Origin of the sequence: Rhodobacter sp. CZR27, assembly GCF_002407205.1 — a bacterium.
Lineage (GTDB): Bacteria > Pseudomonadota > Alphaproteobacteria > Rhodobacterales > Rhodobacteraceae > Cereibacter_A.
Genome location: NZ_CP023551.1, coordinates 33,403 through 48,382, shown reverse-complemented (window position 1 = coordinate 48,382; position 14,980 = coordinate 33,403). Strand labels below are relative to the sequence as shown.

Annotated in this window: 14 protein-coding genes; 7 read left to right on the top strand and 7 right to left on the bottom strand. The window is 71.2% G+C overall.

Annotated features, from left to right (window positions below; genetic code table 11):
- The first annotated feature begins 56 nt into the window (after nt 1-56).
- On the top strand, nt 57-1,301 hold the full coding sequence (locus tag CK951_RS20885) for a DUF2254 domain-containing protein (protein WP_096788143.1): 1,245 nt from the start codon (nt 57-59) through the stop codon (nt 1,299-1,301).
- Here the strand turns inward: CK951_RS20885 and CK951_RS20880 are convergent.
- Nucleotides 1,288-1,548: a DUF421 domain-containing protein gene (locus tag CK951_RS20880; RefSeq protein WP_394341578.1), complete on the bottom strand. Its 261-nt coding sequence runs from the start codon at nt 1,546-1,548 to the stop codon at nt 1,288-1,290. The two genes, CK951_RS20885 and CK951_RS20880, sit on opposite strands and share 14 nt — an antisense overlap.
- A 476-nt stretch (nt 1,549-2,024) precedes the next feature.
- Between CK951_RS20880 and CK951_RS20875 the strand changes: the two genes are divergently transcribed.
- A complete protein-coding gene (locus CK951_RS20875) occupies nt 2,025-2,906 on the top strand; it encodes a recombinase family protein (RefSeq protein ID WP_096788141.1) in 882 nt (293 codons plus the stop codon).
- A 66-nt stretch (nt 2,907-2,972) separates the two neighbouring features.
- Here CK951_RS20875 and CK951_RS20870 read toward each other — a convergent pair whose 3' ends face one another.
- Together CK951_RS20870 and CK951_RS20865 are read right to left on the bottom strand one after the other, a co-directional pair.
- Nucleotides 2,973-3,374, bottom strand: a complete 402-nt coding sequence (locus tag CK951_RS20870) for a PIN domain-containing protein (RefSeq protein ID WP_096788140.1) — start codon at nt 3,372-3,374, stop codon at nt 2,973-2,975.
- Nucleotides 3,371-3,607 (bottom strand): type II toxin-antitoxin system PrlF family antitoxin, encoded by a 237-nt coding sequence (locus tag CK951_RS20865; protein ID WP_096788139.1) that lies wholly within the window; start codon nt 3,605-3,607, stop codon nt 3,371-3,373. The genes CK951_RS20870 and CK951_RS20865 overlap by 4 nt, the downstream gene beginning before the upstream one ends.
- Before the next feature lie 271 nt (nt 3,608-3,878).
- Between CK951_RS20865 and repA the strand changes: the two genes are divergently transcribed.
- The 5 genes from repA to CK951_RS20840 all read left to right on the top strand — a co-directional run bounded on the left by repA (nt 3,879) and on the right by CK951_RS20840 (nt 10,538).
- Complete coding sequence (gene repA / locus CK951_RS20860) at nt 3,879-5,057, top strand: plasmid partitioning protein RepA (protein WP_096788138.1); 1,179 nt, start codon at nt 3,879-3,881, stop codon at nt 5,055-5,057.
- Nucleotides 5,054-5,998 (top strand): plasmid partitioning protein RepB, encoded by a 945-nt coding sequence (gene repB, locus CK951_RS20855; RefSeq protein ID WP_096788149.1) that lies wholly within the window; start codon nt 5,054-5,056, stop codon nt 5,996-5,998. Before repA ends, repB begins: the two co-directional genes overlap by 4 nt.
- A gap of 174 nt (nt 5,999-6,172) precedes the next feature.
- On the top strand, nt 6,173-7,330 hold the full coding sequence (gene repC, locus CK951_RS20850; RefSeq protein ID WP_232520820.1) for a plasmid replication protein RepC: 1,158 nt from the start codon (nt 6,173-6,175) through the stop codon (nt 7,328-7,330).
- Between the two features lie 294 nt (nt 7,331-7,624).
- Entirely contained in the window at nt 7,625-10,150 is a 2,526-nt protein-coding gene (locus CK951_RS20845) for an AMP-binding protein (RefSeq protein WP_096788136.1), read from the top strand.
- Nucleotides 10,151-10,322: 172 nt separating this feature from the next.
- Nucleotides 10,323-10,538, top strand: coding sequence for a DUF1127 domain-containing protein (locus tag CK951_RS20840; RefSeq protein ID WP_096788135.1), 216 nt, complete (start codon nt 10,323-10,325; stop codon nt 10,536-10,538).
- A gap of 113 nt (nt 10,539-10,651) precedes the next feature.
- On the opposite strand, the gene CK951_RS20835 is transcribed toward CK951_RS20840, so the two are convergent.
- Genes CK951_RS20835 through CK951_RS20820 form a run of 4 tightly spaced genes read right to left on the bottom strand, consistent with a single transcriptional unit; the run spans nt 10,652 to nt 14,979 of the window.
- Nucleotides 10,652-11,692 carry a glycosyltransferase family 4 protein gene (locus CK951_RS20835; RefSeq protein ID WP_096788134.1) on the bottom strand — a complete coding sequence of 347 codons (1,041 nt, stop codon included), beginning with the start codon at nt 11,690-11,692 and terminating at the stop codon, nt 10,652-10,654.
- The gene (locus CK951_RS20830; protein ID WP_096788148.1) at nt 11,689-13,209 is read right to left on the bottom strand and encodes an ABC transporter permease; all 1,521 of its coding nucleotides are present in this window, start codon (nt 13,207-13,209) and stop codon (nt 11,689-11,691) included. Before CK951_RS20830 ends, CK951_RS20835 begins: the two co-directional genes overlap by 4 nt.
- Nucleotides 13,209-14,006: an ABC transporter ATP-binding protein gene (locus CK951_RS20825; protein ID WP_096788133.1), complete on the bottom strand. Its 798-nt coding sequence runs from the start codon at nt 14,004-14,006 to the stop codon at nt 13,209-13,211. Before CK951_RS20825 ends, CK951_RS20830 begins: the two co-directional genes overlap by 1 nt.
- Complete coding sequence (locus tag CK951_RS20820; RefSeq protein WP_198402527.1) at nt 13,999-14,979, bottom strand: ABC transporter substrate-binding protein; 981 nt, start codon at nt 14,977-14,979, stop codon at nt 13,999-14,001. The genes CK951_RS20825 and CK951_RS20820 overlap by 8 nt, the downstream gene beginning before the upstream one ends.
- Nucleotide 14,980: the final 1 nt, after the last annotated feature.

Sequence of the window (14,980 nt, the reverse complement as noted above, 5' to 3'; positions counted from 1 at the left end):
TGCGGACAGGAACCGGACTTGACCGTCTCCGTTGGATTGCAGCCGGGGAGAGGGTGATGATTTCCGTCCACGTCGAGAGGATCCTGACCAGAACCCGCAGCTCGCTCTGGTTCCGGCCGGCCCTCTATGCCGCGGTGGCGGTGGCCACGCTGCTGCTGGCGCCGGTGATTGCGCCCTTCATCCCGGTCAGGCTGGTGCGGCTGATCGGGCTCGACGGCGTCTACGACCTGCTCGACGCACTGGCGAATTCCCTGCTGGCGGTGGCCATCTTCTCGCTCGGGATCATGGCCTCGTCGATGCAGGTCGCCGCCGGCGCCGCCACGCCGCGGGCGCGGCCGCTTCTGATGCAGGACCGCACGGCCCAGAACGCGATCTCGACCTTCATCGGCGGCTTCATCTTCGCGATCGTCGGCATCGTCGGCCTGTCCACCAGCTATTACAACGATGCCTCGCGGGTGGTCCTGTTCTTCGCCTCCTGCGTCGTCATCGCGGCGGTCATCCTGTCGCTTATCCGCTGGATCGGCCAGCTGTCGAGTCTTGGCGACGTGTCGGAAGTGATCGACCGACTGGAGGAGGCGACCGCCGGGGCGCTCGCGGCCCATGCCCGAGATCCCTTCATGGGCGGACTGCCGGGACTGGCGCCGCCGGACGGCTTCGACCTCTTCCCGGATCGGTTCGGCTATCTGGAGACCGTGAACATCCCAGAGATCGCGCGCACCGCCGAGCACATCCCCCTGTGCCTGCTGGTCCGGCCGGGCGCCTATCTCGATCCGACCCGCCCGATGCTGCGCGCGGCGCGCTTCCTCGACGAAGAGACCGGGGCGCGGCTACGCGCGGCCTTCGTCATCGGCCCCGACCGGTCCTTCGACCACGACCCGCGCTTCGGCCTGATCGTGCTGTCCGAGGTCGCCTCGCGCGCGCTGTCGCCGGGCGTCAACGACCCCGGCACGGCCATCGACGTCATCGGCACCTCGGTCGGCCTGCTGGCGCGCTGGTCGGACGATCTGGCGCCACAGCCGGAGGTGCGCCACCCGCAGCTTCACGTCGCGCCGCTGTCGGTCACGGACCTGATGGAGGACGCCTTCCGCTGGATCGCGCGCGACGGGGCGGGCCAGCTGGAAGTGCAGATCCGGCTTCAGAAGGGGCTGGCGACGCTGGCCGCGCACGACCCAGGCCTGTTCGGGGCGGCGGCCCGCGCACTGTCGCACGAGGCGCTGGACCGCGCCGCCCGCGCGATGGAGCTTCCGCAGGATATCGAGCGGCTGAGGGCCGAGGCCGCGCGGCTGGCTACCGCGGAATGACGGTCAGGCTGCCGTCGGTTTCCAGAACGACCGAGCGCGCCGAGGCGGGATCGTCGAGCCCGCCCTGCCGCAGCGCCGCCCGCACCTCGTCCTGCGTCACGCGCTGGCGCTTCAGCGCGCCGTCGAGAAGGCGACCCTCGTGCAGCAGCGGTGTCGGCTCGCTCCTGACCAGATCCTGAACCGTCGGAACGCGGACCGACAGCCAGGTGATCGCATCTTGCAGGCAGACGAGCAGCGCGAGCGCCACCACCCCCCTCGGATCGCGGCGAGGACGAACGCACAGGCCGCCGCACCGCCGAGAAAGGGCCAGAAGCGGCTGGGAGCACGTCTTCCTCTCCCAGGCCCGAGCGTGGATGGCGCTTGTCATGGGCGCCGCGATGGCGGTGATCATGCTGGGCTTCACGTGCGGGAACCTCAAGCAGCCAGGAGCCTTCCGCGCCTTCGTCCCGACGGCGTCTGGCTGAGCATGATGAAGTCTGCAATTCGGACAGTTCAATAACATTCATGCTGCGCAATAAAATTCGATTATGCGCACCACACAAGACTTCCCGGAAGGACGCCGCAACAGATCTTCGATGCTTGCGCCAAGGCCCGGAGGATCCCGCTCTCGTCGCGCCTGAGCGCGAAGAAACCAAGGCTGCAGAAGCAGGCAGCGCCCCCTTGCCTCCGGGGTCAAACGGTCGTTTACTCGCAACAAGCCAAACTGCAAACCGGCCCTGCCCCATGCCCCTGATCGGCTACGCCCGCGTCTCGACCGAGGACCAGACCCCCCTGCCCCAGGCGCAGGCCCTCAGATCGGCGGGCTGCGCCGAGATCCACGAGGAACAGGCCTCGGGCGGCAACCGCGCACGCCCCGTCCTCGCCCGCGTGCTGGAGCGGATCGGCCGCGGCGACACCCTCGTCGTCGTCCGCATCGACCGGCTGGCGCGGTCGCTCTCGCACCTTCTGGAGGTGATCGAGCGGCTGGAGACGAAGAGCGCCTTCTTCCGCTCGATCGAGGACCCGATCGACACCGCCTCGCCGCAGGGAAAGTTCACGCTCCAGGTCCTGGGCGCCGCCGCCGAGTTCGAGCGCGCGCTGATCCGCGAGCGCACCAGGGCCGGCCTCGCCAGCGCCCGCACCAGGGGCCGCATCGGCGGCAACCCGGGCCTGCGCGCGCGGGACCCCGAGGCGTTGCGCAAGGTCCGCCTCGCCCGCGCCGATGGCTACATGGAGCGGCTGGGCGAGACCGCGCAGGACTGGGTGCCCCACGTCCGCCGCCTGCGCCCCGACATGGCGTGGGAGGACGTGCTGCGCATCGTCAACGCCCCCCTGCCCCGCGACCGGCGCTGGACGCAGGCCCGCCTGCTGCGCGCGGTCAACGCCTATGTCCGCGACGGCTTCCTGCCCGCGACCGTGCTGGGCCGCGCCGGGCGGCGGCTGGCCGACGACCGCCTGCCCGCCATCGTCGCCGCCATCAGGGGCGCCGACCCCGACATCACCCTGCAAGACATCTGCAACCGGCTCGAGGCCATGCGCGAGCGCACCCCCCGCGGGCGGACAAGCTGGCAGCCGTCCTCTGTCAGGATGCTGCTCGACAGGGCCCGGAAGCTGGGAATGCTGTGACCGCGCCGGGACGGCAGCCGCCCCAGGCGCGACCGACGCAGCGGAAACCGACGAAGGAAGCCGCCCTCAGCCCGCAGCGGGAACCGGCTCCGCGCCCGCAGCCGTCAGCTTCCGGTCGAAGCTGTAGAGCCTTTCGCAGCCCGCCTGCCCCGCCGCGATGAGGATCATCTGGTCCGAGAACCCCGGCCCGCCCTGCCGGTAGCGGCTGAGGGCCAGACCGACCCGGTCCGCCGCCTCCACCACCAGCTCCTCGGCTTCCAGCAGGCCCTCCACCGCCGCCGCGACCTCGGCCCGGCCCAGCCGATAGGCGCGCTCCAGCACCCAGACCAGCTCGATGGCCGTTTCGCGGCAGATCCAGCCCGGATTGTCCCGCGTCAGGCCGCCCAGCAGCCGGGCCGCTGCCGCACCCTGCGCCGGATCGTCCTGAACGAGGAACCGGACAAGCACGTTGGTGTCGAGACCGATCACTCGCGGGCGCCCTCCGCGATCGCCGCCTCCATCTCCTCGAGGCTCACGACCGCCCGGCCCTCGCGATGCAGCATCCCCGCAAGGCTCGCCAGGGGCCGCGTCTTCACCAGCCGCACCTCGCCCCCGTCAAGGATCACATAGCGCAGCCGGTCCCCCGCCGAGAGGCCGAGCGCCCGCCGCACTTCCGCCGGCAGCGTGGTCTGTCCCTTCACGGTCATCGTCGATTCGGGCATGCGCTCCTCCACAATGCGAAACGTGAAAACACCTTACCATGAGACAAGATGCATTGCGAGTGGCCCGAAGGGGCGCGCCCTTGGCAAAGACCGTGACCTCGCCCCCTCCTCACCCGCCGGCGAAGTGTCCCGTGCCAGCCTATTGCGGGCCACGGCGCCCCGCCCACAAGATGCGGAAGATTCCCCTTGCCCGAATCCCGCTTCTCGCGCATTCAATTACGCTACGAGGCGAAGATAACTCAAAATGCCGTAACAAACGGCGGAGAGCAGGATGCAGGTCAAGGAACGGATCGACCGCCTTGTGGGCGATCACGCGGCGCGTCTGTCGGAACGGCTGATGGCGCATCGTGCCCAGCTTTTCCCGCCGGATGCGCGCAAGGAACTGCGCCGCTTCACCTCGGGCGAGGTGGCGAACCTGCTCGGCGTCAAGGACGCCTACCTGCGGAAACTCAGCCTCGAGGGCCGCGGCCCGCAGCCGGAAACCGGGCCGGGCGGGCGCCGCCTCTACCGGTCCGAGGACATCCTCGAACTGCGCAAGCTGCTGGAAAAGGGCACGAAAACGCCCGGAACCTACCTGCCCGGCCGGCGCGAGGGCGACCACCTTCAGGTCATCACCGTCATCAACTTCAAGGGCGGCTCGGGCAAGACCACGACCGCCGCCCATCTCGCGCAGAAATGCGCGCTCGACGGCTACCGCGTGCTGGCCATCGACCTCGACCCGCAGGCGTCGCTGTCGGCGCTGCACGGCTTCCAGCCCGAGTTCGACCTGCTCGACGGCGGCACGCTCTACGACGCGATCCGCTATGACGACCCCCTCCCCCTCTCCAGCGTCATCCGCAAGACCTACTTCACCAACCTCGACATCGTGCCCGGCAACCTCGAGCTGATGGAGTTCGAGCACGATACCCCGCGCGCGCTCGCCGTCCGCGGTGGCAACCTGTTCTTCACCAGGATCTCGGATGCCTTGGCAGAGATCGAGGCGAGCTATGACCTCGTCGTGATCGACTGCCCGCCCCAACTCGGGTTCCTGACCATGTCCGCGCTCTCCGCCGCCACCGCGGTCCTCGTGACCGTCCATCCGCAGATGCTCGACGTCATGTCGATGTGCCAGTTCCTGCTGATGACCTCGAACCTGCTCGGCGTGGTGGCCGATGCGGGGGGCGACATGAGCTATGACTGGATGCGCTATCTGGTCACCCGCTACGAGCCCGGCGACGGGCCGCAGAACCAGATGGTCAGCTTCATGCGCTCGCTGTTCGGCGACCATGTGCTGAACCATCCGGTGCTGAAATCCACCGCCATCGCCGATGCCGGCCTGACCAAGCAGACGCTCTACGAGGTGGAGAAGGGCGACTTCACCCGCTCGACCTACGAGCGCGCGATCGAGAGCCTGAACGCCGTGAATGGCGAGATCGAAAGCCTGATCCAGTCGGCATGGGGGCGCGGATGAGCCGGAAGAACATCCTTCAGGGGTTGATGAGCGGGGCCCCCTCCCCTGCCCCGCAGACCGACCGCCCCCGCGCGACCAAGGGCGCGATCGGCGCCGTCTCGCGCTCGATCGCCGATCTCAAGGCCCGCGCGGTGATCGAGATCGACCCCCACCTGATCGACGCGGGCGGGCTGCAGGACCGGCTGGAAAGCGACGCCACCGAGGATGCCGAACTCGCCCGCTCCATCGCCACCTATGGCCAGCAGGTTCCGGTTCTCGTGCGGCCGCACCCGTCGGACGAAAATCGTTTTCAGATCGTCTATGGCCGCCGCCGCGTGCTCGCGCTCCGCGACCTTGGCCAGCCGGTCAAGGCGCTGGTGCGCGACCTCGACGACCGCGAGGCGGTGCTGGCGCAGGGTCAGGAGAACACCGCCCGCCGTGACCTCTCCTTCATCGAGAAGGTGAACTTTGCCCGGCAGATGGTGGATGCGGGCTATGACCGCAAGGCGATCTGCGACGCGCTCGCCATCGACAAGACCTTGATTTCGCGCATGCTTTCCGTGGCCGAGCGTGTGCCCTTGGCCGTCATCGAGTCCATCGGCGCCGCCCCCGGCATCGGGCGCGACCGCTGGCTCGCGCTGGCCGAGCTGATGGCCAGCGCCGAGGACGACCCCGACACCCTGATCGGCACCATGGCCCTGACGGCGGCCGGCCAGACCTCGGACCAGCGGTTCGAGGCGCTCTTCGCCTACCTCTCCGGCGCCCGCCGCCGGGCCCGCGCCCTGCCCCGCCCCGAGCCCTTGAACGACGCCCAGGGCCGCGCGCTTGGCGAGGTCAGCCGCGGCGCTGCCTCGGTGGTGCTGCGCCTGCGCCGCAGCCGGACCAGGGGCTTCGAGGACTGGCTGGTCGAGAACCTTTCCGATCTTCACCGACGCTGGCAGGACGACCAGGGCGGGAAGTGAGACGAGAGCAGTAACCACAACACGGAGGCACCGAACGGCCGAACGAAAAGAGCCCCCCAGGACATGACATCCCGAGAGGCCCGTTCTTGATCTAGCACCTCAAGAATAGCTTTGGGACTGCACGGCTGTCAACACCTTCGGGTGGCTGGTTTCCTTTTGCCGCGTGACATCGCCATGCATCACATCTCCCTGACGCCCTTCGGGCGCCAGCCGGTGACGGCTGGGATCCTCAGAAGCCAGCGCCTCGCGCAGGACTGCCCGACGCTGGCCCAGATCGACAAGTGGACGCTCTTCAACGACCTGCGCACCGCAAGGGCGCGCTTCGGCGTGACCGACCGCGACCTCTCCGTCCTTTACGCGCTGCTGAGCTTCCTGCCCGCGCGCAGCCTTTCCGACGAGGCGCCGCTGGTGGTGTTTCCCTCCAACGCCAGCCTCTCCGACCGCGCCCACGGCATGGCCGAAAGCACCCTGCGGCGCCACCTCGCCGCGCTGGTTGCCGCCGGCCTCGTCGCCCGCCGCGACAGCGCGAACGGCAAGCGCTACGCGCAGCGCGACCGCTCGGGCGCGCTGAGCCAGGCCTTCGGCTTCGACCTGCGCCCGCTGCTCGTCCGTGCCGAAGAGATCGCCGCGGCCGCCGCCGAGGTGACGGCCGAGGCCGAGGCGCTCGACCGCGCCCGCACCGGGCTGGTGCTGAAGCTGCGCGACGTGACGAAGCTTGCGGCCTACGCGGTCGAGACCGGCCATCCGCTCGACCTCGAGCCCGCGCTGGCCCCCATCCGCCGCGCCCTGCGCCGGCGTCTCGATGCGGGTCAGATCGCGCAACTGGTGGCCGATCTCGACCTGATCCTTGGGGATATCCAGGCGCGCCTGTTTCCTTCATCGGGGAAAACGAACGCCAGTGCCGTGCAAAATGGGCGGCACCATACCAATTCAAACCCAGACTCTCCTGATCTTGAACCTTGCCAAGACGAGGCAAGGGGCACCGGCGTGACGGGCGGGGAACCGGCGCTTCCGCTCGCGCTGGTGCTGAAGGCCTGTCCGGACCTCGCGCCTTACGCGCCCGACATCCGCTCGTGGCGCGATCTCTGCGGGGCTGCCGGGCAGCTCAGGGGGATGATGGGGATCTCGCCCTCCGCCTGGGAGGAGGCGCAGGCCGAGATGGGGGCGGAAACGGCAGCGATCGCCGTGGTAGCGATGCTTCAACGCTTCGCCTCGATCCGCAATCCCGGAGGCTACCTGCGCAGCCTGAGTCGCCGCGCCAGCGAGGGCGCCTTCAGCCCGGGCCCGATGATCATGGCGCTGCTCTCCCACGACAGCCGCCGGGCGGCGTGAGTTGACAGCTGTCAACTCACCCTTGGTCCGTCGCAGCGGTGTGCGGTTGAAGTGGTGCGCCGCAACGGTGTCACGGGCGACGCGGCTGCAAGGTTGACAGCTGTCAACTCCGGTTCGCAGGCGCGTCCGGAGGCGGAGATGGACAAGTTGACAGCTGTCAACCGTCCGACGTTCAGCCCGCAACCCTTGCGTCCGGCTCTTCTCCGATCCGCCTTGCATCGGCAGGTTCGAGTGGCCTTGCCGCGAGAAGCCGGCTAAACCCGACAAAATTACTTGTCTTCGCCAGAGGCAGCCATGTTCTACGACATCGAGCGGATCCGAAGCCTTGGGTCGCAGCCCTGCCTGGTCTGGCGGGACGAATGCCAGAGCTACGAGGAACTGGCCGGGGCGATGCAGCGGTTCGCGGCGCAGCTTCCTCGGCCCAAGGCGTTGATCGCGGTCGAGGCCGCGGCAGAGCCCGAGGCCATCGCCGCCTACCTCGGCGCCATGGCGGCGGGGCATGCGGTCCTGCCGCTGCCGGCCGGCGACCCGGAGACTGCCGACCGGCTCGTCTCGCGGTTCCGGCCGGCCATGAGCTTCCGCAGGAAGGCGGGCACCTGGCAGATGGAGGAGCATCAGGGAGACCGCGCCGCGCCGCATCCGGATCTGGCACTGCTGCTTTCGACCTCGGGCAGCACCGGGCAGGGCAAGGGCGTGCGGCTTTCGGCTGCTGCGGTTCATGCGAATGCGGCCTCGATCGCCGATTTCCTGCGCATCACGGCGAAGGACCGGGCGGCGCTGATCCTGCCACTGCACTATTCCTATGGCCTGTCGGTGCTGCACTCGCATCTGGCGCAGGGGGCGAGCCTCTGGCTCTCCAACGCCTCGGTGCTCGACGAGGGCTTCGGGGCGGCGCTGGCGGCCTCGGGCGCGACGAGCCTTGCCGGCGTCCCGCACCATTTCCGCCTGCTGGAGGGCGCGGGGCTTGGCGAGGCGCTGCCGCCCGCGCTGAAGCTGATGACGGTGGCCGGGGGCGCGATGGAGGCGGCGCAGGTCCGCCGCTGGGCCGGGCGGATGGCGCGCCGCGGCGGGCGGTTCATCGCGATGTATGGCCAGACCGAAGCGGTCGCGCGGATCGCCTGGCTGCCGATGGAGCGGGTCGGGGATCATGCGGGCGCGATCGGGGTCGCCATCCCGGGCGGCGAACTGGCGCTGCGCGACGAGCAGGGCAGGGAAATCGCCTCAGCGGTGGCGGAGGGCGAGCTTCTCTATCGCGGGCCGAACGTCATGATGGGCTATGCCGAGGATCATCGCGATCTCGGCCGGGGCGCCGAGGTCGAGGCTCTCGCCACCGGCGATCTGGCGCAGCGCGATGCGGAGGGCATCTACCGCATCACCGGCCGCCTTTCGCGCATGTCGAAGATCGCCGGGATCCGCATCGGCCATGACGCGCTGGAGCGGGCGCTGGCGGCCGAGGGCGTCGAGGTCGCCATCTGGGGCGACGACCGCCGGATCGTCGTCGCCGCGCGCGGGCCGGGCAGGGGCCTTGCCGACCGGGCCGCGCGGGCGGCCGGCATCGGGCCCGGCCATTTCGAGATCGTTCCCTGCGAGGTGTTTCCGCGGCTTCCCTCGGGCAAGATCGACTATCCGGCCCTGCGGTCACTGGCGGAGCGCCGGTCGGCGCCGGGGGTGCGCGCGGCGTTCGAAGCCGTCTTCGCGCCCGAGCCGGTCCGGGCGCAGGACAGCTTCACGAGCCTCGGCGGCGACTCTCTGCGCCATGTGGAGCTGACGCTGGCGCTCGAGGCGGAACTGGGCGGCCTGCCGGAAGGGTGGGAGCGGATGAGCCTTGCGGAACTCGAGCGCGCGCCGCTCGCGCCCTCCGGGGTGGAGAGCGAACTGGCGGTGCGCGGGCTTGCGATCCTTGCGGTGGTGGTGGCGCACCAGACGCTCTGGCCGGTTTATGGCGGGGCGGCCGCGATGGTGCTGCTTCTCGGCATGAGCCTCGCGGGTTCCCGCTGGGAGGCGCTGACCGGCGGCGACTGGAAGAGCTACTTCCGGCCGCTCGCGGGGGTTCTGGTGCCCTATTATCTGGTGCTGGCGGGGTTCGCCGCGGCATGGGGGCAGGTGCCCTGGGCCTCGGCGCTGCTTGCGGGCAACCTTGCGCTGACGGTGCCCGAGACGCACCTGATGCTGCCTTACCTCTACTGGTTCGTGGAAGCCTATGTGCAGATCAGCCTGCTGATCGCGCTGCCGTTCCTGCATCCGGGCCTGCGCGGCTGGCTGCGACGGGCAGGGCGGTTCCGCGTGGGGCTGGGGCTGCTCGCGCTCGGGGTCGGGCTTCGGCTGACGCTGCCCGAGCTTTGGCCGATGGGGGGGCGGGCGCAGTTCACCTTGCCGTGGGTGTTCTACCTGCTGGGGCTTGGCTGGTGCATCGCCTCGGCCGAGGGGCGGGGGCGGAAGGCGGGCGTCCTTGCGCTTGCGGCGGGCGTCCTGCCGATGGCGGCCTGGCTGGGCGGCAACTGGCATGGCAGCTGGATCAAGTACATGAGCCTCTTCGCGCTCGTGCCGCTGCTGCTTTACGTTCCGAGGATCGCCATGCCGCGCCCGGCCGCGCGGGCCGTGATGCTGGTCGCGCGGGCGGCCTTTCCGATCTACCTGCTGCACCGGCTGGTGCCCGAGGTGATCCTGCCCGCGATCGGCCTTGGTGGGGCAGGGGCCTGGACCGATGCCCTGGCGGTCGTGGGCGGGATCGGGATCGGCCTTGCGGTCGCCGACCTGCGGGGGCGGGTGCTGCTGCGCCACCGGCCGATGCGCGGGGCGGAGCCGCTGGCGGCCTCCTGACCCGGGGGGCGCTTGCGCCTGCGTCCCGCCCGGCGGTGCGGGGGGCGCATTGCGGGTGGACGGCCTTGCGTTCCATGCGTTCCCGGCATGACGGGCCTTCCGGTTTATCCCTTTCGCCGCGAGGTGGCGGGGATTAGGTCGTTAGCAGACACCAGAAGATTGGTAAATTGAAATGACCACCTACAGCATGAACCACCCGTCCGTCTCCGTTCTCGGCACCTGGCTGCGCGCGCTCGGGCTTGATGAAGAAACCCGCCGCCGGAACCGCATCTTTCGCGAGACCTACGAGGAGCTCGAGCGGCTTACCGATACCGAGCTGGCCGACATCGGCATCTCCCGTCTGAACATCCGCGACATCGCCCGCGTGCATGCGCGCTGCGCCCTCTGACGGGCGCGCGCCGGCGGCCGCTTGGGGGTCGTAACCGTTTGGCGTAGCAGCCGAAAAGGGCGCGACCGGTCCCGGGAAACGGGAGATGCCGTCCGGGCAGGCCGCCCCGGGCTTCAGCGGGCCAGCCGGTCGAGCACGGCGCCCGCGACGGCGGCCGTGTCGGCCCATTGCGGCAGCGCCGCGCCGGCGCGGGTGGCGGCCTCGGCAAGGCGCGCCCGCTTTCCGGGATCCTCGAGCAGCTCGCGCAGCGCGGCGGCGAAGGCCCCGGCATCGTCGGGCGGCAGCAGCAGTCCCGCCTGGGCCGGCACCGTGTCGGGGACCGCCCCCGTGGCGCAGGCGACGATGGGCAGGCCGTGCAGCAGGGCTTCGGAGAACACCATCCCGTAACCCTCGTGTCGGGTGGCAAGTGCGAAGAGCGTGGCCTGCCGGTAGTGGCTCTGCAACTCCGCCTCGGACAGTTCGCCCGTGAAGACCACGCGATCGGAAAGCCCGAGCGCGTCGCGCTGCGCCCGAAGCGCCTCGGCGGTGCCGGGGAAATAGGGCGCGCCCACGATCCTCGCCTGCCAGTCGAGATCGGCAATCCGCGCGAGCGCCGAGAGCAGCACGTCATGCCCCTTGCGCGGCACGAGGATGCCGACCGACAGGATCAGCGGCGGATCGAGGGGCCTGCGCCCGGTCTCGGGCCGGGGGAAGCCCGGCAGCGCCACGGTGATCCGGTCGGCGGGCACGCCGTATTCCTGCACCAGCAGGCGCGCGGTGTGCGGGCTGGGCACCAGCACATGCGCCGCCAACGCGAGGTTCGCGGTCTCCCGCGCGCGCAGAAGGGCCGCGCGGGCTGGGGAGAGGCCCGTTTCCAGCGCCAGCGGATGGTGGGTCATGGCGACAAGCGGCGCGCGCATCCGCGCGAGCGCCGGGGTCTCGATCGCGCCATGCACCAGGCCGTCGAGGATCACCGGCACGCCCTCGGGCACCTCGGCGAGACGGCGCGCCGCCTCGGCCGTCTCGGCCGCGTCGGGATCGGGGAAGCCCGCCGGCAGGCGCAGATGCGCGACCTCGCGCCCGCCGGCGTTCAGCGCCGAGAGAAGCGACCATTCGTAGAGGAAGCCGCCCGTCCGCCGCGTGGGATCGCCGGGGATCGCGAAGACGGCCCTCATGCCAGCTGCTCGGCCGCGGTGCGCGAGAGGACGGCCCGTTCCAGCTGGCCGACGGCGCCCCAGACGAGGCAGGCCGAGAGCGCGATCAGCAGGGTCGCGCTCCAGAGCATGCCATAGGCCGAGGTCGAGGCGCTGACCGCCATCAGCGCGCCGAGCCCGGTTCCGGTGGCGAGCCATTCCGCGGTGGTGGCGGCCAGGATCGCCGCCGGGACCGCCATCCGCGCCGAGGCGAAGAAGGCGGGCAGCATGGCGGGAAGCTGGGCGTGGACCAGCCGCGTCCCGCGCCCCGCGGCATGGCTGTCGAAGAGGTCGAGCACCGGGGCGGGCACCTGCCGCAGTCCGTGAAGGCAGGCCGTCAGGGTGGGGAAGAAGATCATGAGCGCCACGATGGTCACCGTCCCCGCCGGTCCCCGACCCAGCGCCAGGACCACCAGCGGCGCCGTCGTCACGATCGGAACCGCGCGAAGGGCCACGGCGAGCGGCAGGACCATCCCCTCGGCCCGTGGCACGAGGACGACGAGCGCGGCCAGCCCGACCCCCGCCAGCAGCCCGGCCAGATAGCCCGGCACGGCCATGCGCAGCGTCTCGGCGGTGGCCGCGGCAAGGAGGGTGCGATGCGCGGCGGCCTCGGGATCGCTTGCGAGGAAGGCCCAGACGTCCCAGGGCCGCTTGGCGAAGAACGGGCTGAGGCCCGCGGCCTCCATCGCCCCGGCCCAGAGCAGGAGCGCCACTGCCGCCGCGGCGAGCACGGGCAGCGGGCCGACCCCGCCGGAGGGCGCGGTGGCGAGGATCAGCGGCGGTTCCGCATGCAGCCGTCGCGCGAGCGCGCCGATGGCCGCGTGCGCGGTGATCGTGACCGCGGCGGCGACCGTGGCCAGCCCCCAGGTCGCCGGCGCGTCGATCTCGCGCAGCGCCCGGATGACCAGCACGCCGAGGCCGCGCTCGGCCCCCGTGAACTCGCCCACCAGCGCGCCGAGGAAGGCCGCGGGCGCCGCGATCTGCAAGCCGGCCATGAGGTAGGGCAGGGCGCCCCGGGCGCGGACGTGCAGGAGTGCCGACAGCCGCCCGCGGCCGTAGCTGCGCACCATGTCCAGCCAGACGGGCGGCGCGGCGCGCAGGCCGACCAGCACCGACAGGTAGGTGGTGAAGGCGACCGCAAGGGCCGCGAGCGTCACCTGCGGCCCGATCCCCGGCCCCCAGAGCACGCGCAGGATCGGCCCCGTCGCCACCAGCGGCAGGCAGAAGCCGAAGAGCATCAGGAGCGAGATGACCACCGCCCCCCGCCGCGGCACCAGGACGGCGAGCCCGGCCAGCAGCACCGCGGCGAGGTTGCCGGCAAGGAACCCCAGCGCGGCCTCGCCCGCCGTGACCGCGAGGGCGCGCCCCGCTAGGCCGGCATGGGCGAAAAGCCAGGCCGCGACCTCTGTCGGTCCCGCCAGCAGATGCGTGGCGGACAGGGCCCGCGCCGCCAGTTCCCACAGCAGCAGCGCGAGCAGCCATCCCGCCACGCGGGCGATCACTGCGCGGCGAGCGGCCAGTCGGCTGCCCCTCCCTCGGCAAGGCCCGCGGTGATCTCGGTCACGAGGTCGAGGAACCGCGTCTCGCGCACCATTGCCGCCTGGCGGGGACGGGGCAGGGGGATGGCAAGATCGGCCACCACCGCGCCCGGCCGCGGCGAAAGCACCACCACGCGGTCCGCGAGCAGCACCGCCTCGGACACGGAATGGGTGACGAGGATCGCGGTCGTTCCCCGCTCCTGCCAGAGCCGCGGCAGGTCGAGGTCGAGTCGCAGGCGGGTCAGCTCGTCCACCGAACCGAAGGGCTCGTCGAGCAGCAAGAGCCCCGGCGCGGTCACGAGGCAGCGGGCGATCGCCGCGCGCTGGCGCATGCCGCCGGAAAGCTCGGCCGGGCGGCGCTTCTCGAACCCTTCGAGGCCCACGAGCCGGATGAGCCGCGCCACCGCTTGCGCGTCGGGCCGTCGCCGCGCCAGCCGCAGGGCGAGGCTCACGTTGCCCTCGACCGTGCGCCAGGGCAGGAGCGCGGCCTCCTGGAAGGCGACCGACAGCCCGCCGCGGCGGCAGACCTCGATCGGCGCCGCGCCTCCGATGGTCACTGCGCCGGCCGAGGGCGTCTCGAGCCCCGCGATCATGCGCAGAAGCGTGGACTTGCCGCAGCCCGAGGGGCCGACGAGGGCCGTGGTGCGGCCCGCCTCGAAGGTCAGGGTGAAGGGCCGCACGGCCTCGATGGCGCGAGGGCCGGAGCCGTAGGTGCGGGCGAGGCCCCGGCAGGCCACCTCCGGCGGGGGCTCAGCCACGGAGGTCCTCGAGGATCGAGCGGTCCCAGAGATCCGGCCCGACCTCGCGCCCCAGAAGCTTGAGCGTCCGGATGTTGGCCGCCACCGTCTCCTCGGTGAACCAGCCGAAGCCGTGGGCCCCGGTCAGGTCCGGGAACATCAGCGGCAGTTGCCGTTCGATCTGAAGCGCCTGCACCGCCGGATCGAGGCCCGCATCGGGGTGACGATCGAGCGTCAGGCGCACCGCCGCGGCCGGATCGGCGCGGCAGTCCTCCCAGCCCCGCACCTCGCCGCGCAGGAGGGCAACCAGCTCGCTCCGGCGAGAGGCGATGCTGTCTTCGGTCGCGATGTAGGTCTGCGAATGCAGCACATAGCCGAAATCGGCCATCAGCATGGTGACGCAGTCGATGCCGCGCACCGCCATGGCCACCGGCAGGTCGGTCGCCCAGCAAAGCAGGCAATCCACCTGACCCGCCAGAAGGGGGGCCGCGTCGTATTGCGTGGGCACGACCTCGATCCGGTCCATGTCCACCCCGTTCAGCAGGCAGAGCGCCTTGAGCACCGGCATGTTGGCCAGCGCCATGCCGATCCGCAGGCCGGGCAGATCGGCCGGGGAGGTGACCGGCCGCGCGGGCAGCGAGGCGATGGCGAAGGGGTTCTTCTGCATGGCCACGGCGAGGATGCGGAAGGGCGCCCCCTCGGCCACCGCCGCGGCGGTGTAGTCGGCGGCCGAGATCCCCACCAGCGCCCGCCCCGAGGCCACCGGGGGTTCGACCGGCGCATTGGGTCCGCCGGGGTGGAGCGCCACCGCGAGCCCCTCGTCGCGCCAGTAGCCGCGGGCTTCGGCGATGTAGCTGCCGGCGAACTGCACGGAATGGAGCCAGGAGAGCTGCATCGCGACCGCGGTCTGCGCCTGGCCCCGCGTGGCGGCCAATCCCAGCCCGGCCAGCCCGAGGCCCAGCATTCCCCGTCGCGTCACCCGGAAGTCGACCATG

What these genes read in the sequence shown, in the direction of transcription:
- CK951_RS20885 (WP_096788143.1), top strand. Translation starts at nt 57, where the DNA reads ATGATTTCCGTCCACGTCGAGAGGATCCTGACCAGAACCCGCAGCTCG.
- CK951_RS20875 (WP_096788141.1), top strand. Translation starts at nt 2,025, where the DNA reads ATGCCCCTGATCGGCTACGCCCGCGTCTCGACCGAGGACCAGACCCCC.
- CK951_RS20865 (WP_096788139.1), bottom strand. Translation starts at nt 3,607, where the DNA reads ATGCCCGAATCGACGATGACCGTGAAGGGACAGACCACGCTGCCGGCG.
- repA (WP_096788138.1), top strand. Translation starts at nt 3,879, where the DNA reads ATGCAGGTCAAGGAACGGATCGACCGCCTTGTGGGCGATCACGCGGCG.
- repB (WP_096788149.1), top strand. Translation starts at nt 5,054, where the DNA reads ATGAGCCGGAAGAACATCCTTCAGGGGTTGATGAGCGGGGCCCCCTCC.
- repC (WP_232520820.1), top strand. Translation starts at nt 6,173, where the DNA reads ATGCATCACATCTCCCTGACGCCCTTCGGGCGCCAGCCGGTGACGGCT.
- CK951_RS20845 (WP_096788136.1), top strand. Translation starts at nt 7,625, where the DNA reads ATGTTCTACGACATCGAGCGGATCCGAAGCCTTGGGTCGCAGCCCTGC.
- CK951_RS20840 (WP_096788135.1), top strand. Translation starts at nt 10,323, where the DNA reads ATGACCACCTACAGCATGAACCACCCGTCCGTCTCCGTTCTCGGCACC.
- CK951_RS20835 (WP_096788134.1), bottom strand. Translation starts at nt 11,692, where the DNA reads ATGAGGGCCGTCTTCGCGATCCCCGGCGATCCCACGCGGCGGACGGGC.
- CK951_RS20820 (WP_198402527.1), bottom strand. Translation starts at nt 14,979, where the DNA reads ATGGTCGACTTCCGGGTGACGCGACGGGGAATGCTGGGCCTCGGGCTG.